The sequence below is a fragment of the Nonomuraea sp. NPDC005730 genome (assembly GCF_040630865.1).
Classification (GTDB): Bacteria; Actinomycetota; Actinomycetes; order Streptosporangiales; family Streptosporangiaceae; genus Nonomuraea.
In genome coordinates this window covers 123,155-147,724 of the sequence record NZ_JBEXYK010000006.1, presented here as the reverse complement: position 1 = coordinate 147,724, position 24,570 = coordinate 123,155, and the positions used below count along the sequence as shown (strand labels likewise).

The 24,570-nt window shown below is 74.2% G+C and carries 6 protein-coding genes; all 6 read left to right on the top strand.

Features of this window, described 5'->3' with window-relative positions:
* Genes ABZ444_RS11740 through ABZ444_RS11715 form a run of 6 tightly spaced genes read left to right on the top strand, consistent with a single transcriptional unit; the run spans nucleotide 1 to nucleotide 24,521 of the window.
* A complete protein-coding gene (locus tag ABZ444_RS11740) occupies nucleotides 1-20,694 on the top strand; it encodes an SDR family NAD(P)-dependent oxidoreductase (RefSeq protein ID WP_357994901.1) in 20,694 nt (6,897 codons plus the stop codon).
* Nucleotides 20,681-21,601: an LnmK family bifunctional acyltransferase/decarboxylase gene (locus tag ABZ444_RS11735; RefSeq protein ID WP_357994900.1), complete on the top strand. Its 921-nt coding sequence runs from the start codon at nucleotides 20,681-20,683 to the stop codon at nucleotides 21,599-21,601. The genes ABZ444_RS11740 and ABZ444_RS11735 overlap by 14 nt, the downstream gene beginning before the upstream one ends.
* On the top strand, nucleotides 21,588-21,824 hold the full coding sequence (locus ABZ444_RS11730; protein ID WP_357994899.1) for a phosphopantetheine-binding protein: 237 nt from the start codon (nucleotides 21,588-21,590) through the stop codon (nucleotides 21,822-21,824). Before ABZ444_RS11735 ends, ABZ444_RS11730 begins: the two co-directional genes overlap by 14 nt.
* Nucleotides 21,821-23,038, top strand: coding sequence for a hydroxymethylglutaryl-CoA synthase (locus ABZ444_RS11725; RefSeq protein WP_357994898.1), 1,218 nt, complete (start codon nucleotides 21,821-21,823; stop codon nucleotides 23,036-23,038). Before ABZ444_RS11730 ends, ABZ444_RS11725 begins: the two co-directional genes overlap by 4 nt.
* A complete protein-coding gene (locus ABZ444_RS11720) occupies nucleotides 23,035-23,274 on the top strand; it encodes a phosphopantetheine-binding protein (RefSeq protein ID WP_357978808.1) in 240 nt (79 codons plus the stop codon). Before ABZ444_RS11725 ends, ABZ444_RS11720 begins: the two co-directional genes overlap by 4 nt.
* Nucleotides 23,271-24,521, top strand: a complete 1,251-nt coding sequence (locus tag ABZ444_RS11715; protein ID WP_357994897.1) for a beta-ketoacyl synthase N-terminal-like domain-containing protein — start codon at nucleotides 23,271-23,273, stop codon at nucleotides 24,519-24,521. Before ABZ444_RS11720 ends, ABZ444_RS11715 begins: the two co-directional genes overlap by 4 nt.
* Nucleotides 24,522-24,570: the final 49 nt, after the last annotated feature.

Genomic DNA, 24,570 nt, shown 5'->3' with positions numbered 1-24,570 from the left:
ATGCCCGCGATCGAGTGTCACACCACGCTGAAGCACACCGACTTCATCATGCGGAACCACCGCGTGCACGACGTGTCCGTCATGCCCGGGGTGACGTTCCTCGATCTGGTGTTCCGCACGCTGATGGCGACCGGGCGCGACGCCGGGGAGATCGTCCTGCGCGAGGTGCTGTTCACCGAGGCGATCGTCACCAAGCCGGAGGCCGACCGGGAGATCCGCGTCACCGTCGACGGCGCCGACGTGCGGGCGGAGAGCCGCTGGAGCAGGGACGGGACGCCGCTGTCCGGCTGGCGGCGGAACTTCACCGGCAAGGTGGGCACGCCGAGCGGCCCCGAGCCCGGCCCGATCGACCTGGACGCCCTCCGCCGGGGCGCCCGGCGGCACGGCGACATGGAGGACCTGTACGCCCGCGCCAGGGCCGAGGACATCAGCCACGGCGCCCCGATGAAGTGCGCCGGACGGCTGCACCACGGCGACGGCTACCTGCTCGCCGAGCTGCGGCAGGACTCGCCCGCCCCCGGCCACGAGGGCTTCCACCTGCACCCCGCCCGGCTGGACGCGGCCACGCTGGCCGGGCTGGGCCAGACCGAGGCGTCGGGGCGGGAGCCGTTCATCCCGGTCTACATCGCCGAGTTCCGCGCGCCCCGGCGGCTCGGCGCGGCCTTCCACGTGTACGCGCCGCGTCCGGAGAGCATCGCGCCGTCCGGCGACGTGATCACCAACGACTTCGGCCTCTACGACGAGCGGGGGCACTTCGTCGCCGGGTTCGGCGGGCTGTCGTGCAAGCGCATCAGGTCGCCGCGGCTGATCGAGCGGCTGCTCGACGACCCGGCACGTCCGGAGCAGCCGTCCGCCACCGGCCACAACGGCTCCGGCGACCTGGTCGGCCGGCTGCGCGAGCTCGTCGCCGGGCCGCTCGGCCGCCCGCCCGGCGAGGTGCCCACCGGGACCGGCTTCTACGACCTCGGCCTGGACTCGGTCACGCTCGTGGACATCAGCGAACGGCTGGAGAAGATCGTCGGGCGGCGGCTCTACCCGACCCTGCTGTTCGAGTACGGCGACATCGACAGCCTCGCCGCCCACCTCTCCTCCGCCTACGACCTCACCCCGGGAGAGCCGGAGCCCGAGCCGGGCGAGACGCGCTGCTTCCGCGACGTGTGGGTGCCGCGACCCCAGGACGGCGACGACCCCGGCGAGTACCGCGAGATCACCCCCGGCGCCCGGTACGACGGTTCCCGGCACCTGGTGATCCGGGCCACGCAGGGTGAGCCCGCCGATCCGTGCCTGGCCGTCTGGGAGACCGCGAAGGCCGTCCTCGCCGCGAAGCCGGAGCGGCCGGTCACCCTCACCTACGCCCACACCGGCGACGACCCCGCCCACGAGGCCGTCGGCGCGCTGGCCAGGACGATCACCGCCGAGACCCCGCTGATCCGCTGCCGCAGCATCCGGCTGGACACCGCCGCCACCGCCCCCGCCGACTCCGACGTGCTGCGGGACGCCTCCGCCGAGCCCGAGATCCGCTACGAGCGCGGCGAACGCCTGGTGCGCCGCTGGCTCCCGGCCGAGCAGCCCGAGCCCGGCGGGCCCGTCCCGATCAGGAAGGGCGGCGTGTACGTGATCGCCGGCGGGACGGGCGGCATCGGCCGCCTCCTCGCCGAGCACCTGGAACGCCGCCACCAGGCCACGGCCGTGCCCGTCAGCAGGAACGCGGAGATCTCCGCCGACCTGACCGACCCGGACCAGGTCGAGCGCGCCCTCGCCACGGTCCGGCAGCGCCACGGCCGCATCGACGGCGTCGTCCACTGCGCGGGCGTCAACCGCGACGGGCTCTATCCGGGCAAGCGGGCCGCCGACATCGAGGCCGTGGTGGCGGCCAAGGCCCTGAGCGTGCGCCACCTGGACGCCGCGACCAGGGACGACGACCTGGACTGTTTCGTGGTGTTCTCGTCGGTGTCGGCGTCGCTGGCCAACCCGGGGCAGGCCGACTACGCCTTCGCGAACGCGTACCTGGAGGAGTTCGCCCGGCGGCGGGCGGCGCGGGGGGACCGGCCGGGCCGGACCCTGGCGATCGCGTGGCCGTACTGGGCCGAGGGCGGGATGCGGGTCGGGCCGGAGACGGTCGAGCGCGCCCGCACGGCCACCGGGATGGTCCCGTTGCCCACCGAGGCCGCCCTCGACGTGTTCGACCGCGCCCTGAGCGGGACCGAGGACGTCCTGACGGTGCTGCACGGCGACGCGGACCGCATCCCGGCGTTGCTGCCGACCGCCCCACCGCAACCCTCGCCCCGCCCGGCCTCCCGGCCTGTGGCGGCCGCGCCGCGTGCCGCGGAGCGGGTGGCGGTCGGCGGCGAGCCCGGCGGGGTGCGCCTCGACGAGCCCATCGCGGTCGTCGGGCTGGCCGGGCGCTACCCGCAGGCCCCCGACCTGCGCGCCTTCTGGCGCAACCTGGCCGAGGGGCGCGACTGCATCGAGGAGATCCCGGACGGCCGCTGGAACCACGACGAGATCTACGACCCCGAGAAGGGCGCCCGTGGCAGGACGTACGGCAAGTGGGGCGGCTTCCTCGACGGCGTCGACCGCTTCGATCCGGCCTTCTTCGGCATCTCCCGCCGCGACGCCGAACGCATGGACCCGCAGGAACGGCTGTTCCTCCAGACCTGCTGGCACGCGCTGGAGGACGCCGGCCACCCGCCGGAGTCGCTGTCGGCGCAGAGCGTCGGCGTGTTCGCGGGCGTCATGTGGAACCACTACCAGCTCGTCGAGGGCGGGGAGGGCGGCGTCGCCCCCACGGCCATGCACGCCTCCATCGCCAACCGCGTCTCCTACACCCTCGACCTGCACGGCCCGAGCATCGCGCTGGACACCGCCTGCTCCTCCTCGCTGACCGCCGTGCACCTGGCCGTCGAGAGCCTGCGGCGCGGCGAGTGCGACCTCGCCCTGGCCGGCGGCGTGAACGCGACCGTCCATCCGCAGAAGTACCTGCAACTCGCCCAGGGACACTGGCTGTCGGAGGACGGCCGGTGCCGCGCCTTCGGTGCCGGCGGCAGCGGGTACGTGCCCGGCGAGGGCGTCGGGGCCGTCCTGCTCAGGCCGCTCTCGCGGGCCAGGGCCGACGGCGACCACGTCTACGGCGTCATCGCCGCCACCGCCGTCAACCACACCGGCCGGACCAGCGGCGCCACGGTCCCGAGCCCGCGCTCGCAGGCCCAGCTCATCGGCACGGCGATCCGCAGGTCCGGCTGGGACCCGGCGAGCATCGACTACATCGAGGCGCACGGCACCGGCACCTCGCTCGGCGACCCGATCGAGGTCGAGGGCATGCGCCAGGCCCTGCCGGAGGGCGCGGACTGCGCGATCGGCTCGGTCAAGTCCAACATCGGCCACCTGGAGGGCGCGGCCGGGATCGCCGGGCTCACCAAGGTGCTGCTCCAGCTCCAGCACGGGCAACTGGTGCCGTCCCTGCACGCCGACCAGCTCAACCCGAAGATCGACTTCGCCGCCACGCCCTTCCACGTGCAGCGCGCGCTCGAACCCTGGACCCGCGCGGACGGCACACCCCGGCGGGCCGGGGTCAGCGCGTTCGGCGCGGGCGGCACGAACGCGCACGTCCTGGTCGAGGAGGCGCCGGAGCCCGCTCCCGGACCGGGCGCGGACGGGCCCTGCCTGGTCGTGCTCTCCGCCCGTACGTCCGAGGCGCTGCGCGACTACGCCCGCGCCTGGACCCGCTTCCTGGCGGACACCGCCGCCACGGGCTCCCCGGGCGGCTCCCGGGGCGGTGTCGAACGGGTGGCCGCGCTGCTCGGCATCCCCGCCGACCAGCTCGACCCGGCCGACTCGCTGGGCGACCTCGGCCTCGACCCGGCCGCGCTGATCCAGCTCGGGCAGGGCCTCTCGCTGGACGACACCGTCGCCTCCCTGGCCGGGCCCGGCACCGCCCTGGCCGACCTCGCCTACACCTCGCAGGTCGGGCGGACCGGCATGGCGGAGCGGCTGGCGCTCGTCGTGCACGACGTGGCCGAGCTGCGGGACGGCCTGGAGGCGTACGCGGCGGGCGCGAACCCCGGCCCCGGCGTCTTCACCGGCTCCGGCGGCGAGGAAGGCACGACGCCGTCGGCGGCGGAATGCGTCCGGCTGTTCCGGGCCGGACGGCTGGCGGAGGTGGCGGCGGCCTGGGCAGGGGGAGCGGAGGTGCCGTGGCGCGAGTGCCACGACGGCGGGCGGCTGGTGTCGCTGCCGGTCTACCCGTTCCAGGAGGAGAGCTGCTGGCTCGGCCGCTGGCAGCGCGCCGCCACGGCCCCCGAGCCACCTGCCGCGTCACCCACCGAACCGCCCGCCGTGCAGACGCCCGCCGTGCAGACGCCGGAGCAGGCCGTGGAGCTCGTGCCGGACGGGGAAGGGGTGCGGTTCGAGGTGCTGCCCGAAGGGGTGGCGCTGGTGGTGATGGGGTCCGGGGCGTCCATGTTCACCAGGGAGCTGATCGACGACCTGCAGGCCGCGTTCGCCGAGATCGCCGGACGCGAGGACGTCAAGGCGGTCGTCCTCACCGGCAGCGGCAACGTCTTCAGCATGGGCGCCACCCCGGAGGCCCTGCGCACGCTCGCGGGCGGCGAGGGACGCTTCACGGACGTGCCCTTCCTGTACGAGGGGCTGCTGCGGTGCGACCGGCCGGTCATCGCCGCCGTCCAGGGGCACGCGTCGGGCGGTGGGCTGGCCTTCGGGCTGTTCGCCGACCTCGTCGTCATGGCGGCCGAAGGGGTCTACAGCGCCAACTTCATGAAATTCGGCTTCACGCCCGGGATGGGCGCGACGTACATCCTGGAGGAGCGGCTCGGCCGGTCGGCGGCGCACGAGATGCTCTACACCGGCCGGTCCGTCACGGGTGAGGAGCTGGCCCGGCGAGGGGCCGGGGTGACCGTCCTGCCGCAGGGCGCCGTGCTGAAGGCGGCGCTCAGGCACGCCCGCTCGATCGCCGCGCTGCCGCTGCCCGCCCTGCGGGCGCTCAAGTCCGAGCTGGCCGGACGGGTGCTCGACCGGCTGACCGGCGTCATCGCGGGAGAGTCGGGGATGCACGAGCGCGTGCTGGGGGAGGAGTCGCTGGCCCGCGTCGACGACTACTTCGCCAAGGTGGACACCTTCAGAGGCGACGCCCCGAAGGCGGACACCGGTGGAAGCGGCGCCCCGAAGGCGGACACCGGCGGAAGCGCGTCACCGAAGGCCGGCGCCTCCGAAGGCGGGTTCTCCGAGGAAGGGGCCTCCGAGCCCGGTCGTTCCCGGGGCGGTGCGGAGGCCCGGCCCGTGGAAGGCCGTTCCGCGGGGGCCGGGCCTGAGCCGGGGGAGGTGCGGCGGGTCATCGAGGGCACGCTCATGAGCCACCTCTACCTCCAGCCCCACGAGGTGGACGACTCGCTGAGCTTCAGCGAGATGGGGCTGGACTCGATAGGGGCCGTGGAGATCGTCCGGGACCTGAACCGGAGCTTCGGGCTCGACCTGGACTCCGTCGCCGTCTACGACCACCCGACCGTCCCCGCGCTGGTGGCGGCCGTCCGGGAGGCCGTGGCCGCCGACGGGCTGACCGTGCCCCCGCCGCGTCCCGCCCCCGAGCAGCCGGTCCCGGAGGAGCGACCTTCCGTACCGCGTCCCGCCCCCCAGCAGCCGGTTCGGGAGCAGCGACCTTTCGTACCCGAACAACCCACCCCCGCCGAGCGGGACGGGACGTCCGGACCGGGCGACCCGGAGGAGCGGGCGGGCCAGGTCCGGCTGCCCTCGCTGGACGGCGACCGCGCCGAGCCGGGCACCACGGCCGTCCAGCCTCCCGCGAACACCGGCACGGTCACCCTGGAGACGGTGCGACCCCCCGAAGAGCCCCCCGCCCGGAACGAGCCTTCCGCCCGTGAGGAGCAGGCCGCCCGTGAGGAGCAGGCCGCCCGTGAGGAGCAGGCCGTCCGTGAGGGGCCGTCCGCGCGGGAGGAGACGCCCGCCCGGGAGGGGGACATCGCCGTCATCGGCATGGCCGGGCGCTTCCCGGACGCGCCCGACCTTGAGGCGTTCTGGCGGAACCTGGCGGACGGCCGGTGCAGCATCCGCGAGGTGCCCCCGGAGCGGTTCGACGTGTCGCGGGTGTACGACGCCGACCGCATGGCGCCGGGCCGGACGTACAGCAAGTGGGCCGCCATGCTCGCCGACGTCGACGCCTTCGACGCGGCCTTCTTCAACATCTCGCCCCTCGAGGCCGAGACGATGGACCCGCAGCAGCGGCTGTTCCTCCAGGAGGCGTGGCACGCCCTGGAGGACGCCGGCTACGCCGCCAGGTCCGGCCGCAGGCCGTGGGGATGCTTCGTCGGCTGCGGCGCGGGCGACTACGCCGGCCTGCTCGCGGCGGCCGGACGCGACGACACCGGGCACGCCTTCCTCGGCAACGCCTCCTCGGTGCTGCCCGCGCGGATCGCGTACCTGCTGGACTTCGGCGGGCCGACCATGGCCGTGGACACCGCGTGCTCGTCCTCGCTGGTGGCCGTGCACCTGGCCTGCGAGAGCATCCGGCGCGGCGAGTGCGAGGCGGCGGTCGCGGGTGGGGTGGCGGTGATGAACACCCCGAGGATGCACATCTGGTGCAGCAAGGCCGGGATGCTCTCGCCCACCGGCACCTGCGCGCCCTTCGACGAGTCGGCCGACGGCATCGTGCTGGGCGAGGGCGTCGGCGTGGTCGTGCTGAAGCGGCTTGACCGGGCGCTGGCGGACGGCGACCACGTCCACGGCGTCATCCGGGCCAGCGGCGTCAACGGCGACGGCGCGAGCAACGGCATCACCGCGCCAAGCGCCTCCTCCCAGGCGGAACTGCTGACCGAGGTGCACCGGCGGGCCGGGATCCGTCCCGGCGCGGTGGACTACGTCGAGACGCACGGCACCGGGACCGAACTGGGCGACCCGATCGAGGTCAAGGCGCTGGCGAAGGTGTTCGGCACGGACCGCGAGCGCCCGTGCCGCATCGGGTCGCTCAAGGCGAACGTCGGCCACACCACCATGGCGGCGGGGATCGGCGGGCTGCTCAAGACGCTGCTGGCGTTACGGCATGGGCAGTTGCCGCCGTCGCCGGGGTTCGTCCGGGCCAACCCGAAGATCGACTTCGCGGACGGCGCGCTCGAAGTGGTCACGGAGCTGTCGCCCTGGACGCCCGGCCGCTCGGGCGAGCGGGTCGCGGCGGTGAGCAGCTTCGGCTTCAGCGGGACGAACTGCCACGTCGTGGTCGCCGACCCGCCCTCCCGCGAACCGCGGGCCGGCGGACGCGAGGACGTCGTCGTGCCGTTGTCGGCCTCGGACGAGCAGGCCCTGGCACGGCTGCGCACCGGCCTGGCCGGCCACCTCGACGCCCACCCGGAGCTGGAGGTGCGCGACGTCGCCCGCACGCTTGCCGTCGGCAGGCCGCACCTGGCCGGGGCCCGGTGCGCGTACGTGGCCGGGGACCTCGCCGAGCTGCGTGGCCAGCTGCGCGACGGCGCCCGCCCGGCACGCGGCGAGGCGGGACGCCTCGCCGAGCGGTACACCAGCGGCGAAGACCTCCCCTGGGACGACCTGACGGCGGGCGGGCGGCGGGTGCCGCTGCCGGGATACCCGTTCGCGGGCGACCGGCGCCACTGGATCAGCGACACCGGCCACCCAGCAGGGCCCGCCCCCGAAACGCGGATCCACCCCGACGACCCGCTGGTCGCCGACCACCGGATCGGCGGCACCCCCGTGCTGCCCGGCGTGGCCTTCCTGACGATCGCCGCCGAGCGCGGCGGGCTGTCCGGTCCGGTGCGCTTCGAGCGGGTACGGTGGCTGCGCCCGTTCGAGGTGCGCGAGGCCCGGCCCCTGGACGTGGTCGTGCACGACGACGGCGGCTTCGAGCTGGACGGGCACGCCCGCGGCACCCTGCGGAGCGGCGACGGCGGTCCCCGGCGGCTGGACGTCGCGCGGGTCGAGGCCCGTTGCGCGGACAGTCGTCCGGCCGACGATCTCTACCGCGCCTTCGACCGCGCCGGGCTGCACTACGGGCCCGGGTTCCGGGTGTTGCGCGAGGTCCGCGTCGGCGACGGCGAGGCGCTCGGCGTCCTGCGTGACGGCGCGCGCTGGGAGGCGCTGCTGGACGGCGCGCTCCAGACCGTCGCGGCGCTGCGTCCCGAGGACGGCGAGCCCGCGATGCCGTTCAGCGTGGAGTCGGCCGAGCTGGACGGCCCGATCACCGGCCCCGCCCACGCCCACGTGACCGACGAGGGCCGGGACGGGTACACGGTCCGCCTCGCCGACGCCGCCGGGCAGGTCAGGGCCGAGTTCCGGGGGGTCGTCCTGCGGACCCGACCGGCCCGACCGGCGGACGGCATGATCTTCGCCCCCGTCTGGCGCCGGACCGAACCCGCCACCGGCTCCGGTGCGGGCGGCGGGCGGGCGCTCGTGCTGCACACCCCCGCCGCCGAGCCGCTGGCCCGCGCCCTCCTGGACACCCACGAGGACGGCCGCCTGGCGCCGCTGGCCGCGCCCGCCCCGCCGGAGGGACGGCCGGAGGGACGGCCGGAGGGACGGTACGACACCGTGTACGTCCTCGCCCTGCCCGACCGGAGCGGCCCGCCGGCCGCAGACACCACAAGCCGCGACGTGTTCCGCCTGGTCAAGCGGCTTGCCGAGCAGGGGCGCGGCTGGAGGCCCACGGTGAAGGTGGTCGTCGCCGGAGCCGTGCGGGTCGGGGACGAGGAGCTCGTCCCGCACGCGGCCGGCGTGATCGGCCTGACCAGGGCGGTGGCCGCCGAGCACCCGCACTGGACCGTCGCCGTCATCGACGTCGGCACCGAGCCGCAGCCCACCGCCGACCTCGCCCGCCTGGTACGCGCCGAGAGCTGCGCCGACGAGCTGGTCGCCCTCCGCGACGGCCACCGCCACCTCCGCACCCTGGAACCCCTGCCCCTGACCTCCGGCCGCAGCCCGTACCGGGACGGCGGGGCCTACCTGATCGTGGGCGGGACCGGCGGCCTCGGACGGACCCTGAGCCGGCATCTGGCCGCCACCGCAGGGGCGCGGCTGGCCCTGGTCGGACGGCGGGAGATCGGCCCCGAGATCCGCGAGCAGCTGGCCGAGATCGAGTCGCTCGGCGGCCAGGCCGTGTACCTGCGGGCCGACGTGGCCGACCGGGCCGCGTTCGGCAGGGCCGTCGAGGCGGCCCGGCAGCGGTTCGGCGAGCTCCACGGCGCCTTCCACGCCGCTCTGGTGCTGCGCGACATGACGCTCGCCAACATGGACGACGACGCGTTCGCCCAGGTGCTCGCGCCCAAGGTCGCCGGTGCCGCCGTCTTCGCCGAGGCGCTGGCGGGACCGCCGCTCGACTTCCTGGCCTACTTCTCCTCGGCGGCCTCGTTCGTCGAGGTGGGCGGCCAGGCGAACTACGCGGCCGCCAGCACGTTCGAGGACGCCTACGCGCTGAGCCTGCCCGACCGGCCGGTCAGCGTGATCAACTGGGGCTACTGGGGCAGCGTCGGCGCGGTCTCCGGCGGCGGCTACCACGGCCGGTTCGCCGGGCTGGGCATCGGCTCGATCGAGCCCGAGGAGGGCATGGCGGCGCTGGCGTCCGTCCTGGGCTCGGGCGCGCGGCAGGCACTCGTCGTCAAGGCGGAGCCCAAGGGCCTGGCCCACATCGGCGTCCGCCCCCCGGACGCCGCCGCCGAGCCCGGCCGGACCGGCGAGCTCGCGGAGCTGGAACGGGCGCGGACGGCGTTCGGCGCGCTGGACGACCTGGCCCGCGGGCTGCTGCACCGGTCGGCCGACCGGGTGAGGGCCGTCGAGAACGTGCGCGCGGACCGCGGACGGCTGCGGGCCGCCGTGCTCGACCTGCTGGACGGGCCCGCGCCGGAGACGTCGCCGGCGGACGTGCTGGCCCGCTTCCCCGACCTGGAGCCGCACGTCAAGCTGCTGACCGCCTGCGTCGAGGCGCTGCCCGGCGTGCTGGCGGGCGAGCGTGATCCCATGGAGGTGCTGTTCCCCGGCGGCTCGATGAGCCTGGTCGAGCAGGTCTACAAGGGGCAGGCGGTCTCGGACCACTTCAACCGGCTGCTGGCCGGGGAGGTCGCCCGCGGCGGCCCCCGCCGCGTCCTGGAGGTCGGCGCCGGTACGGGCGCGAGCACCGGCTTCGTGCTGGACGCCCTCGACGGCCAGGACGTCGAGTACACCTTCACCGACGTCTCGCCCGGATTCCTGCGCCACGGCGAGCGGGAGTTCGGCGCGCGCCGCCCGGACCTCGTCCTCGCCCTCTTCGACGTGGAACGCGACCCGGCCGAGCAGGGCTTCGAGACCGGCGCCTACGACGTCGTGCTGGCCACGAACGTCCTGCACGCCACCGCCGACGTCGGCCGGACGCTGCGCAACGCCGCCGCGCTGCTGCGTCCCGGCGGCCGGTTGCTGGTCAACGAGGTGACCAGGGCGGCCGACTTCCTGACCCTCACGTTCGGGCTGACCCCGGGCTGGTGGCGCTTCACCGACGAGGAGCTGCGCCTGCCGCACAGCCCGCTGCTCGGCGCGCCGCAGTGGCAGCGGGCGTTCAGGGACGCCGGTCTCACCCCCGCCCGCACCCTGGGCATCCCGGGCACGCCCGTCGCGGAGCTCGACCAGTGCGTCCTGGTGGGCGAGACGGCGCCCGCCACCCCCACCGACACCGGCACCGGCGCCCGCGGCTACGTCAAGCGGGTGTTCGCCGAGGTGCTCAAGTACGGGACGACCGACCTGGACGAGCGCGCCACGTTCGAGACGTTCGGCATCGACTCGCTGGTGAGCCAGAACGTCATCCACCGGTTCGAGCAGGACCTCGGGCCGCTGCCGTCCACCCTGCTGTTCGAGAACCTGACGATCGAGGAGCTGGCCGCGTACCTGGAGGACGAGCACGGCGAGCGCCTGCGCGCGGCCCTGGGCCAGGAACCCGCGCGGGCGGAGCCGGCGCGGCCCGCGCCGCGCCGCGAGCCCGCCGCGCAGGCGCTCGACATCGCCGTGGTCGCGGTGACCGGCCGCTACCCGGCCTCCCCCGACCTGGACGCCTTCTGGAGCAACCTGGCGAAGGGCGCGAACTGCATCACCGAGGCCGACCGCTTCGACCTGGACGCCCTGTACGACCCCAAACGCGGACGCAAGCAGCGCACCTACAGCAAGTGGGGCGGCTTCATCGAGGGCGTGGAGCAGTTCGACGCGCCGTTCTTCGGCATCCTGCCCCGCGACGCCGAGATCACCGACCCGCAGGAACGCCTGTTCCTGGAGACCGCCTGGACCCTGCTCGAAGACGCCGGCTACCTGAGCGAGCACACCAGGCAGCCGAGCACCGGCGTCTTCGTCGGCACCATGTACGGCTCCTACGGGCGTATGGCGGCGGCCGAGGGCTGGCCGGAGGGCAGGTTCGCGGGGGCGCACTCGGCGTACTGGTCGATCGCCAACCGGGTGTCGTACTTCTTCGACCTGCGCGGGCCGAGCCTCGCTGTCGACTCGGCCTGCTCGTCGTCGCTGACCGCGGTCCAGCTCGCCTGCGAGAGCCTGCGGCGCGGCGAGTGCGCGCAGGCCATCGCGGGCGGCGTGAACCTGATCCTGCACCCCGCCCACTTCGTGGCGCTCTGCTCGCTGAACATGCTCGCCGCCGACGGCGCCTGCAAGGTGTTCGACGAGGCGGCGGACGGGTTCGTCCCGGGGGAGGGCGTCGGGGCGGTGCTGCTCAAGCCCCTGGCCGACGCCGAGCGGGACGGCGACCGGATCTACGGCGTCATCAAGGGCGCCTTCGCCAACGCCGGAGGGAAGACCGCCGGGTACACCGTGCCCAATCCGAGCGCCCAGGCCGACCTGGTCTCCGAGGCGGTCCGGCGGGCCGGGCTGGACCCGCGGACCATCTCGTACGTCGAGGCCCACGGCACCGGCACCGCGCTCGGCGACCCCATCGAGATCGCCAGCCTGACCCGGGCCTTCGCCTCCCATGGTGCCGTGGACGCGGACCGCGTGGACCGGATGGTCGGCTCGGTCAAGGCCAACATCGGGCACCTGGAGGGGGCGGCGGGCATCGCCGGGCTGACCAAGGTGCTGCTGCAGTTCCAGCACGGCCAGGTGGCTCCCTGCGCGAACCTGGAGACGCCCAACTCGAAGATCGACTTCGCCGCGTCCCCCTTCCGGCCGCCGGACCGGCTGACCGACTGGCAGCGGCCCTTCCTGGACGGCGAGACGTTCCCGCGCCGGGCGGGGGTGAGCTCGTTCGGCGCCGGCGGGGCCAACGTGCACGTCGTCCTGGAGGAGTACGTGCCCACCGCCGGAACGCCGGCGCAGCCCGCCGACGCGGGGGAGCAGGTGATCCTGCTCTCGGCGCGTACCCGCGACCAGCTGCGCGCCATGGCGGGCGGGGTTGCCGACGTCGCGGCGAGCGGGCGGGCGGAGCTGGCGGAGCTCGCCTACACCACCCAGGTGGGCCGCGCCGAGCTGCCCGAACGGCTCGCCGTCCGGGCAGCCACCCTGGACGAGCTCGCCGCCCGGCTGCGTTCGTTCGCGGGCGACGGCGAGGCCGAAGGCGTCCTCGTGGGGACGGCGGATCCCGGCGCCGGCCAGGCTCCGCCGGAGGGCGGCGCGGAGGGGCTCGGGGCCGGATGGGTCGCGGGCGCCCGGGTGGACTGGGCCGCCAACTGGCCCACCCCCCACCCGCGTCGCGTGACCCTCCCGCCCTACCCCTTCGACCGCCGCCCCTACTGGCTCCCCACCACCGCACCCACCCACCCCACGAACCAGACCACCACCGACCCCACGAACCAGACCACCACCGACCCCACGAACCAGACCACCACCCACCCCACGAACCAGACCAGCGGTGACACCGCCGGCAAGCCGACCGGCCAACCCAGCACCACGCCCCGGCCTCCCGCCCGCCAGCCGACGCCCGCCGACGCGGCCGCCCTCCAGGCGGGCTCCGAGCTCGCCGCCGAGCCGGCGTCCGAGCCGACCTCGGGGTCGGCCCCCGAGCCCGCCTCCGCTCGGGAAGCGGGGGAGCCCGCGGACGGACGTTGCACCTACCTGCGACCCCGCTGGACGCCCGCCGCACTCCCCGAAGGACCCCGGGAACCGGAAGCCCTCCTGGTGATCACCGACGACGACCGGCTGGCCGGAGCGCTCGGCGGCACCCGGCTCCGCCCCGGCGACGCCTTCCCGTCGGACGATCCCCCCGACCAGGCCCCCCGACAGCTCGACGGCTTGGACGATCCCTCCAAGCAGGCCGCCGGACAGTTCGGCGGCCTGGGCCGGACCCCGGACGCCATCGTGATCGCCCCCTCGGACCCGTTCCCCGGGACCGCCGCCTTCGACGTGCTGCTGCGCACGGCCACCGCCGTCCTGCGCGACGGGGGCCCGCTCAGGGTGGTGGTGTCCGCCGCGACCGGCGAGCCGCACCACACTGCCCTGGCCGCCGCCCTGAGGACGCTGGCCCTGGAGCACACGGCGTTCAGCGGCGTGTGCGTCACCGGCGCCACCCCGGCGCAGGTCGCGGCCGAGCTGCGGGCGCCCGCCGCCGGAACCGCTCCCGAGCAGCGGGTCTCCGAAGTCGCCTACCGCGACGGCGCCCGCCTGCTGAAGGGCATGGAGCCGTACGAGCCGCCGCCACCCGGGCTGGACGTCCGGCCGGACGGCACGTATCTGATCACCGGCGGCGCCGGTGCCATCGGGCTGGCGTTCGCCCGCTTCCTCGCCGGGCGCGGGGCGGCGAAGCTGGTCCTGACCGGACGGTCCGAGCCCGGCGACGACATCGGGCGCCGGATCGCCGGGCTGCCCGCCGTCTACGTGCGCGCCGACGTGTGCTCGGCCGCCGACCTGCGTGACCTGCGCGACCGGTACGGCCCCTTCCACGGCGTCATCCACGCCGCCGGGATCCACCGGGACGCGCGGGCCGTGCGCAAACGTCCCGAGGACACGCGGGCCGTGCTGGAGCCCAAGGTCCTGGGCACCGTCCTGCTGGACGAGGCCCTGCGCGGGCAGCCGCTGGACTTCCTGGCGCTGTTCTCGTCGGTGGCCGCCGAGACCGGCAACATCGGGCAGATCGACTACGCCCACGCCAACGCCTTCCTCAACCACTTCGCCGACCGGCGCGAGCGGCTCGGGCACGGCAGGACGCTCGCCGTCGGCTGGCCGCTGTGGGAGGAGGGCGGCATGAAGGTGGACGACGCCACCCGCCGGCTGTTCGAACGCCGCTGGGGCAGCGTCCCGATGAGCACCGCCGCCGGTCTCGCCGCCTTCGCCCGAGGGCTGGCCGGAGCCGAGACGAGCTTCGCCGTGGTCGAAGGCCCCTCCGGGCCGGCCCCCGAACGGTCCCAGCCGCCCGCGAACCCCGAATCCGAGGTTATGGAGATGAGTGAGCCCATGTCCGCGACGGAGACGACCGGGTCCGACGACGATCTGATCGAGGCGGTCCGGGCGGAGCTGCGTCGCGCGGCGGCCGGATTCCTGCTGGTGGGCGAGGAGCACGTGGACCTCGACGCCGAGCTGATGGACATGGGGTTCGACTCGATCTCCATGGCCGAGCTGGTGGACCAGGTCAACGAGCGGTACAAGCTGGACCTGCTGCCGACCGTGCTCTTCGAGGCCACCGACCTGGCCACCTTCTGCGACCACCTGCTCGCCGAGCACCCGGCCGAGATCGCCGCCGCCCACACCCCACCCGCCGCCCCCGCCACCCCACCCGCCGCCACCGCCACCCCACCCGCCGCCACCGCCACCCCACCCGCCCCCGCCACCAGCCCGTCCACCCCCGCCGTCACCACCCCATTCGCCCCCGCCACAGAACCTCTCACCGCCCCCGCCGCAGAACCTCTCACCGCCCCCGCCGGGCGGCAGGAGGACGCCGAGCCAGGCCCGGCGCCGGAGACCGTGACCTCGCCCTCACGGCCCGGCGCCGGGACCTCCCCGCCCCCGCCGGACACCCCGGCAACGGGTGGCATCGCGATCGTCGGCATGGCGGGCATGCTGCCCGGCTCCGCAGACCTGGACGACTTCTGGCGCCACCTGGCCGAGGGCCGCGACCTCACCCGGCCGGTCCCCGAGGACCGGCGCGAGCTGCGCGAGAACCCCGAGACGGCGAACGTCCGCGCCGGCTTCCTCGACGACGTGCGCTCCTTCGACGCCGCGCTGTTCGGCATCTCGCCCAAGGAGGCGGCGATGATGGACCCGCAGCAGCGGCTGTTCCTGCAGACCGTCTGGCGGGCCGTCGAGGACGCCGGTTACCGCCCCGCCGACCTGGCCGGCACCAGGACGGGCCTGTTCGCGGGCGTGTCCGCGTGCGACTACGACGACCTGCTGCGCGAGCACGGCGTGCCGGTCGAGGCCCACACGGCCAGCGGCGTGGCCGACTGCATCCTGGCCAACCGCGTCTCCCACCTGCTGGACCTGCGCGGCCCGAGCGAGGCGGTCGACACCGCCTGCTCCAGCTCCCTCGTCGCCCTGCACCACGCGGTACGCGCCATCGAGGACGGCGAGTGCGACGCGGCCATCGCCGGCGGCGTCAACCTGACGCTCAGCCCGGGGCTCTACATCGCCTTCGCCAAGTCGGGCATGATCAGCGAGGACGGCGTCTGCAAGACGTTCGACGAGCGCGCCGACGGCTACGGCCGGGGCGAGGGCTGCGGAGCCGTCCTGCTCAAGCCGCTGCGGACGGCGCTGGCGGACCGCGACCAGATCCTCGCCGTGATCAGGGGCAGCGCGGTCAACCATGGCGGCCGGGCCAGCTCGCTCACCGCGCCCAACCCCGAGGCGCAGGCGCGCGTGCTGGTCGACGCCTACCGCAAGGCGGACGTCGACCCCGCCCGCGTCACCTACATCGAGGCGCACGGCACCGGCACCAGGCTCGGCGACCCGATCGAGATCGAGGGCATGAAGAAGGCGTTCGCCCGGCTGTACGCCGACCGGGGGCGGCCCGCGCCGGACGTCCCGCACGTCGCGCTCGCCACCGTGAAGACCAACATCGGTCACCTGGAGGCGGCGGCCGGCATCGCCGGGCTGCTCAAGGTGCTGCTCTGCATGCGCCACGGGGCGCTGCCGCCGACTATCCACTACGAGCGCCCCAACCCGTACGTGCGGCTGGAGGGCAGCCCGTTCACCATCAACACGCGGCTCACGCCGTGGGACGGGGAGGACCGGGTCGCCGGGGTCAGCTCGTTCGGCTTCGGCGGCACGAACGCGCACGTGGTGCTGGAGGCGTACCGGCAACAGGTCCCGCCGGAGAAGGCGGGGGAGCCGCGGGTGCTGGTCCTGTCGGCGGCCCGCCGGGAAGCCCTGGAGGAGTACGCGGGAAACGTCGCCCGGTACATCCGGGAACATCCGGAGATCGGCCTCGACCGCATCGCCTGGACCCTCCAGAACGGACGCCGCCACCTGTCCGAACGGCTCGCCGTGGTGGTCAGCGATCGCGAGCAGGCGGTCCGGGCGCTGAGCGGCGAACCGGCGGGCGTGCACAGGGGCACCGCCCGCAGGGACGCCCCGGCGCCGTGGGGCACCGGGCCGCAGGACCTCGCCGAGGCGTGGGTCTCCGGCAGCGAGGTGGACTGGCAGGGGTTGTGGCAGGGGCCGCGCCCGGTGCGGGTCTCGCTGCCCGGCCCGCCCTTCGCCCGCGTCGAGCACTGGTTCACCGCGCCCGAGCCGTCCCGGGCCGCCGCCCCGTCCGCCGCCCCGTCCGCCGCCCCGCCCGCCGTGCCGTCCGCCGTGCCGTCCGTCGTGTCTTCGGACGGCGGGGTCGTGCGGCGGACCAGCGACGGGAAGGTGCGGCTGCGCGCCGCCAAGGGCGGCCGGACGCCGGACGCGCCCGCCCCCGCCGAGCGGGCGGAGGCCGCACGGCTGGACGAGACGCCGGTCGCCCCCGCCGGAAGCGCCGGCGGGCCCGCCGGGGTGGAGGAGATGCTGCGCGAACGGCTCTCCACGATCCTGGACGCCGACCCCGCCGGCGTGGACGTGGACACCCCCTTCGAGGAGCTGGGACTCGACTCCATCTTCCGGATGGAACTGGTCAAGGCGATCAACGCCGCCTTCTCCCTCGACCTCCAGGCAGCCGAGCTGTACGAGTACGACACGGTGGACCGGCTCGCCCGCGCCGTCGAATCAGCCATCACCGACTCCGCCCCCACCCCGAAACCGAACCAGGAACCCACCCAGAAGCGCACCCCCGAACCAGACCCGAAGCGCACCCCCGAACCGGCCCCGAAACCGGCCCCGAAGCGCGCCACCGAACCAGACCCGAAATCGACCCCGAAGCGCACGCCCGGACCGGCCCCGAAGCCCGCGCAAAAGGCCGCCGAACCGGCCCGGAAGCGCACCCGCACGCCCGAGCAGGCGCCCGGCCCCGCGCGAGCCAAGGCCCCGGAGCCGGCGCAAGGGAAGGCGGGCGCCCTGGAGGACCAGCTCGCGGAGCTGGTCGGCGCGATCATCGAGCGCCCGCTCGACCCCACCCGCAGCTTCGCCGACAACGGCCTGACCTCCTTCGAGATGCTGCGCGTGGTGAGCGTCCTGGAGAAGCAGGTCGGCGCGCTGCGCAAGACCCTGCTGTTCGACCACCCGACGCCCGCCGAACTGGCCGCGCACCTGCGCGACGAGCGCGGCGCCGAGTCCGTACGCCCCCTGGAGGAGCCGGACGGACCGGCCCCGTTCGAGACGCGGGCGCGCGACGGCGAGCCGGCCGTGCTGCTGAAGCGGGACCTGCACCGGCACCCGGACCTGCGGGACCTGGTCGCCGGGATCGACCGCCGCCACGCCAAGGAGGGCGGCCTGGCCGGACGCGACATCGCGCCGCTGGCCTTCATCGGCTCGGCCCGGGAGGGCTACCTGCACGTCTCCGAGAACGGCGGCAACCTGCTGGCCTGGAGCTACGCCGGCTCCGAGGAGTACTTCCAGGAGCTGGTCGAGGAGTACACCGCCTACGCGAGGACACGCGGCCTGCGGCCCAACTTCCTGTCCCTCCTCCCGGTGCGCGAGGTGGCCGGGGAGCCGTACAGCGCGACGCCGTTCGGGGCCGTGCAGCGGCTCGACGACCTGGGCTCCTTCACGCTGAAGGGCGGCCGGATGGAACGCCTGCGCTACATGGTGCGGCGCTTCTGCAAGGCGGGCGAGTGCCGGACGGCCGAGTACCGCTCGGGCGAGGACCCCGCGATGGACCGCAGGCTGGCCGGGCTGGTGGACGAGTGGGCCGGCCGCAAGCAGATGGTCAACCCGTACGTGTCGGTCGTCCGGCGGGAGATCGAGGAGGGCCGCCTGGACGGCAGGCACCGCGTCTTCGTCACCTACCTGGACGACGAGGTGGCCAACGCCGTCGTCATCACGAAGATCCCGTCGGAGAACGGCTACCTGCTGGACGTCGAGTTCTACCCGAAGGGCATGCCGCTCGGCGGGCTGGAGTTCGCCATCGTGCAGATCATCGAGCAGCTCGTGGACGAGGGCTGCACGATGTTCAGCTTCGGCGCCAGCTTCGGCGTGGAGACGGAGGAGTCGGCCAACGCCGCCCCGGACGTGCGGCAGGCGCTGGACGAGCTGCGTTCCGCGGGCATCTTCGGCGAGGGGAACTTCCAGTTCAAGAACAAGTTCCGGCCGGTGAACGTGCCCATCTACCTGTGCCAGCCGGAGGGGGAGGACCGCACGCCGGTCTCGGAGATCATCCTCATGATCGCCGACCCGGACCTGCGCCCCGCCGCCACCGACACCCCCACCACCGACGAACCGGCCGAGGACAAGCCAACAGAGGACAAGCCGACGGACGACAAGCCGGCGAAAGACAACCCGGTCGAGGGCAAACCGGACATGGCCGAGCTGCTGGCCCGGTACGGCGGCGAGCCGGCCCGCGTCCCCGCCCACCACGTCACCACCGACCTGATCACCGACTCCTGGGCCGAGCTGGACGCCCCCTGGATCGCCGAGCGGCTGCGGCGGCTGACGGAACGGTCGGCCGCCCGCCCGGACACCGGGATCGAGGGCCTGCCGTTCCCCTTCGTCGTCCCGACGGGCTCCGGCCGGGCGGCCGAGGCGCTGCTGTGCCGGTCGTGGCCGGGCCGGCGCGGGCGGGTGCTGCACAACGGCCTGTTCCCGACCTGGTTCCTGAGCCTGGCCGACAACGGCTTCAAACCGGTCGAGCTCCCCGGCGGCCCGGAGATCGACGTCGAGGCGCTGGAGGCGGAGCTGGCCGGGGACGAGCCGGTGTCGTTCGTCTGCGTGGAGGTGGCCAACAACGCGGCCGGCGGCGCGCCGACCTCACTGGCGAGCCTGCGCGCCGTCAGGGAGGCCGCGGCGCGGCACGGCGTCCCGCTGGTGATCGACGGCGCCCGCGTGGTGGACAACGCCGTGGCGGTCGCGGACGGCCGGGACGTGTGGGAGGTCGTCGGCGAGCTGCTCGAACTGGCCGACAGCGCCACGATCAGCCTGTCCAAGGACTTCGGGGTGCCGTTCGGCGGCCTGCTCGCCACCCGCGACGACGCCCTGCGCGAGCGGGTCGCCGAGCGGCTGGAGACCTGGGGCAGGGACGTCGGCCTGGCCAACCGCCGGATCATGGTGGCCGCTCTGGAGGACCGCGAGACGGTGGCCGAGCAGGTGCGCGCCCGGACGGACGCGGTGGCGGCGCTCCGGCAGGGCCTGTCGGAGGCGGGCGTTCCGCTGGAGGGCCCGCCCGGCGGTCACTGCGTGCTGCTGAAGGACGCCGACCACGTGCGCATCTTCCGCGAGACGGGCATCAGGGGCGCTCCGCACTTCGGCCGCGAGGGCGTGGTGCGCCTGGCGGTGCCGGTCGGCCTGAGCGTCGAGGAGGCCAAGGACGCCGCCGCCCGCCTGGGCGCCCTCCTCGGCACCGACGCCCCGCGAGCCGCCCGTCCCAACCGCCGGAAGAACGAGACTCGGAGGAGCCCCGACAACCCCAACCTGGCGATCCTCCGCGAGCACAACCCCGACGTCGAACACAAGATCGTCACCACCGCGGACGGCGACGTCGAGCTGTTCAGCGCCGGCTCAGGACCGGCCCTGCTGCTCATGCACCCGTTCAACATCGGCGCCGGCGTCTACGCCCGCCAGTTCGAGGGCCTGGCCCACCGCTACCGGGTGACGAGCGTGCACCATCCGGGCGTCGGCGCGACCACGGCCGCCGCCGACCTGTCGCTCGGCGGCCTGGCCCGGCTCTGCCACGACGTGGCGGGCGGCCCGGCGCACGTGGCCGGGGCGTCGTTCGGCGGGCTGGTCGCCCTGGCGTACGCGCTCGACCACCCCGATGACACGGAGTCGCTGATCCTGATCGGCAGCTCCTGCCGCATCGGCAACCGGGTCGGCGACATCGACAAGCTGGAGGTGGTGGCCACCCAGGACTTCGACCGGGTCATCGAGGGCAGCAGGTCCAAGCGGCTGCGCAAGCGGCGGGACGCCCTGATGCGGCTGCTGCTGCGCGCCGAGAGCATGGCCCCGCAGGTCGGCCTGCGCTACCTGGACGTGTTCGCCGAACGCCCGGACCTGGGCGACCGGCTGCCGGAGATCCGGGCGCGCACGCTGATCGTCCAGGGCCGGTACGACACCGTCATCCCGGCCAAGACCGCGCACCTGCTGCACGCCCTGATCCCCGACTCCCGGTACGAGGAGATCCCCGACGCGGGTCACTTCCCGCAGCTCACCAGCCCCGACCACGTCAACCGGCTGATCTGCGAGTTCCACGATGAACAGAATTGACGACAGCACCGTGACCAGGACCGAGCTGGTCAAGCCAGGGATGTGCGGGCCCAGCTCGCTGTTCATGGGCGAGGTCGGCGACTGGACCTGGGACACGGTCAGCGCGCTGTGCGGCACGAACGCCTTCGACGCGCGCAACGCCGCCGGCGACCCGACGTACCTGTCGTTCTACTACTTCCACGTCAGGGGCAGCCGCGACCTGCACGTCAACGCGCTGACGTTCGGCGACGAGCTGGCGGTCACCTCCCGGCTGTTCGGCTTCGGCAGCGAGTCGGTGCTGGCCCTGCACCGGATCGGCCGCGGCGGCGGCCGGACGGACGAGCTCGACCCCGACCGCTTCTACGCCTTCGACGACCCCGGCTGCATCTACGTCGAGACCTTCAACCGCTGGATCTCGCGCAGCGCCCCAGGCAGCAACGAGGGGCTGGTCAAGTCGTCGCCGGTGGACTTCCGGCACGAGCACCTGCCGACGCTGCCCGGCGCGTACTCGCCGCGGAAGATCTACGGCCACGCGAGGAGCACCGGCACGTTCCTGGCCCGCAAACCGGACGATCCGGTCACGTTCACCGCCGACTACCCGGTGGAGCCGTCCAGGGACCTGAACGGCGTGGGCCTGCTCTACTTCGCCTCCTACTTCGCGATCGTCGACTGGGTGCTGCTGCGCTTCTGGCGCAGCCGGGGGATCGGCGTCGCCGACTTCCTCCGGCGCGTCGTGCTCGACCAGCGGCTGTGCTACCTGGGCAACGCGAACGCCGACTCGGTGCTGCGGGTGAGCCTGGAGTGCTGGCCGGCGCCGGAGGACGAGAACGAGGAGATCGTCAACCTCGTCATGGAGGACCGGGGCCGCACGATCGCGGTCAGCACCCTGCGAGTTCTCCGGAGGGGAGACACCGATGACGACGCGTGAACACGTCGAGGGCGTCGTGCACAAGACGATCGACGAGATCCTGCCCGGCGTCGAGGTCGACGGCCGGGCGCACCTGAAGGACCTGGGCGCGGACTCCGTGGACCGGGTCGAGATCATCCTGGCCGTGCTCGACCGGCTCGGCGTGCGCGAGCCGCTGTCCTCCTTCGGCGGCGTGCCCAGCATCGACGCCCTGGTCGACTTCCTGTGGGAGCGTGTGAGGTGAACGTCGGAATCGAGGCACTCAACGTCTACTGCGGCCTGGCCCAGATCCCGGTGCCGGAGCTGTTCGAGGGGCGCGGGCTCGACGCCGAGCGGCTGGGCAACCTGATGATGCGCAACCGCTCGGTCGGCCTGCCCTTCGAGGACCCGGTGACCAACGCGGTCAACGCCGCCCGGCCGATCGCCGGCGACGACCGGATCGAGATCCTGATCACCTCCACCGAGTCCGGCCTCGACTACAGCAAGTCGGTGGCCTCCTACGTGCACGAGTACCTGGGGCTGCCCAGGAGCTGCCGGGTCGTGGAGGTCAAGCAGGCGTGCTACGCGGCCACGGCGGCCGTCCAGCTCGCCGCCGCCTACGTCGCCTCGGGCGTGTCGCCCGGCGCGAAGGCGCTGGTGATCGCGACGGACGTGGCGCTGGTGGACGAGCGCGCCGCCTACGCCGAGCCGGCCATGGGCGCCGGGGCGGCGGCCGTGCTGATCAGCGACCGGCCGCGCGTCCTGGACCTGGATCTGGGGGCGTTCGGCAACCACAGCTACGAGACGATGGACTCGGCGCGGCCGGGGCCGACGTTCGACATCGCCGACTCCGACCGCTCACTGTTCGCCTACCTCGACTGCCTGACGAGCTGCCTGGCCGGCTACCGGTCCAGGGTCGAGGACGCCGACTTCGCCACCACCTTCGACCACCTGGCCATGCACACCCCGTTCGCCGGGATGGTCAAGGCCGCGCACCGCAAGCTGATGCGCGAGTCGGGCGGCGGCACGGCGTCGGTCGAGGAGGACTTCGAGCGGCGGGTGCTGCCCTCGCTCGCCTACCCCAGGCGGGTGGGCAACCTCTGCTCCGGCTCGGTCTACCTGGCGCTGGCCAGCCTGATCGACCACGCCGCCCTGGACGGCCCGGCCCGGGTCGGCCTCTACTCCTACGGCTCGGGCTGCTCCTCGGAGTTCTTCAGCGGCCTGGTCGACGAGGAGTCGGCGAGCACGCTGGCCGCGATGCGGATCGGCGAGCACCTGGACGGCCGCTGCGAGCTCGCCTTCGAGGAGTACGCGGCGCTGCTGCCCGAGACCCTGACCTGCCTCGTGCCGGAGCGGGACAGGCAGGTCGACGTGGGCGCGTACGAGCACCTGCTCAGCCGCGCCCGCTTCGACCGCGACCTCCTGGTGAACACCGGGACGAAGGACTACCACCGAACCTACGAATGGCTGGCACCATGACCGACACAGAGATTTTCGAGACCGTCAAGCAGAACGTCCTGAAGGTGCTGCCGGACCTGCGGCCCGGCGACGTGACGACCGAGGGCACCCTGACCGACCTGGGCGCGAACAGCGTCGACCGGGCCGACGTGGTCACCATGAGCATGGAGGACCTCGGGCTGACCGTGCCGGTGTCGGAGTTCCAGGAGGTGCACGACATCCGGTCCCTGGTCGACCTGCTGGCGAGGCATTCATGAAGGTCGTCGTCACCGGCATGGGCATCGTCTGCTCGATCGCCTCCACCGTCCCGTCGTTCACCAGGGCGCTGCGGGCCGGACGGTGCGGGATCGGGCCGGTGCCCGACCCCGGCGACGGCGGGCCGCGCCTGGCCGCCCTGGTCAAGGGCTTCCGCTTCCGGGAGGCGGTGGCGGCCCGCCGCCGGCTGCCCGAGGAGATCGTGCGCAGCGCGCTGCGGGCGGCCAACCGCTCGCCGGAGCCGCTGCAGATGGACCTGGTCGCCGCCATGCAGGCGTTCGAGCAGGCGGGGCTGCACGAGGCGCGGGCCGACCCCGAGCGGATGGGCCTGGTCGTGGCCGGGCACAATCTCAGCTCCGGCTACGCCCACGACCTGCACCCCAAGTACGAGGACAACCCCGCCCACCTGCCGGCCAGGTTCGCGCTGCACTTCATGGACACCGACCGGGTGGGGACGCTCAGCCAGGTGTTCGGCATCAGGGGCGAGGGCTACACCGTGGGCGGCGCCTCGGCCAGCGGGAACGTCGGCATCATCAACGCCAGCCGGCTGGTGGAGTCGGGCGCGGTGGACGTCTGCCTGGTGGTGGGCGCCATGACCGACCTGTCGCCGATGGAGAAGCGCGGCCTGGCCACGCTCGGGGCGGTCGCCGGCGTCGAGGAGCCGCAGGCCAGGTGCCGGCCGTTCGACGAGGACCACGAGGGGTTCGTGCCCGGCCAGGGCGCCGGCTGCGTCGTGCTGGAGAGCGCCCGCTCGGCCGCCGCCCGCGGCGTGCCGGCGCTGGCCGAGCTGTGCGGCTACGACCTGAAGCTGGACGCCAACAGCCTGCCCGACCCGCGCGAGGAGGGCGAGGCCAAGGTGATGGTCAACGCCATGGCCAACGCGGGCGTCGGGCCGCGCGACATCGACTACGTCAACGCCCACGCCACGGCGACGCCCAGCGGCGACGTGGCCGAGCTGGCCGCGCTGCGCAGGGCGCTGGGCGACAGCTTCGGCCGGCCGTGGGTCAACTCCACCAAGGGGCTGATCGGCCACTGCATGTGCGCGGCCGGTGTGGTGGAGGCGATCGCGACCGTGGTGCAGATGCGCCGCGGCTTCGTCCATCCCAACCTGAACCTGCGCCATCCGATCAACCGCGACTGCCGGCTCGCACCCGGCAGGCCGCGGGCCGCCGACATCCGCTACGCGCTGTCCAACAGCTTCGGGTTCGGCGGCTTCAACACCTGCATCGTCCTCGGACGCGAGCGTTGACCGACGGCCGACGCATAGCGCCCAGGGTCAGGGGTAGCGAAAAAGAGAG

Excerpts from the sequence above, each read along its gene's own strand:
- ABZ444_RS11715 (WP_357994897.1), top strand. The coding sequence starts at position 23,271 with ATGAAGGTCGTCGTCACCGGCATGGGCATCGTCTGCTCGATCGCCTCC.
- ABZ444_RS11720 (WP_357978808.1), top strand. The coding sequence starts at position 23,035 with ATGACCGACACAGAGATTTTCGAGACCGTCAAGCAGAACGTCCTGAAG.
- ABZ444_RS11735 (WP_357994900.1), top strand. The coding sequence starts at position 20,681 with ATGAACAGAATTGACGACAGCACCGTGACCAGGACCGAGCTGGTCAAG.
- ABZ444_RS11730 (WP_357994899.1), top strand. The coding sequence starts at position 21,588 with ATGACGACGCGTGAACACGTCGAGGGCGTCGTGCACAAGACGATCGAC.
- ABZ444_RS11740 (WP_357994901.1), top strand. The coding sequence starts at position 1 with ATGCCCGCGATCGAGTGTCACACCACGCTGAAGCACACCGACTTCATC.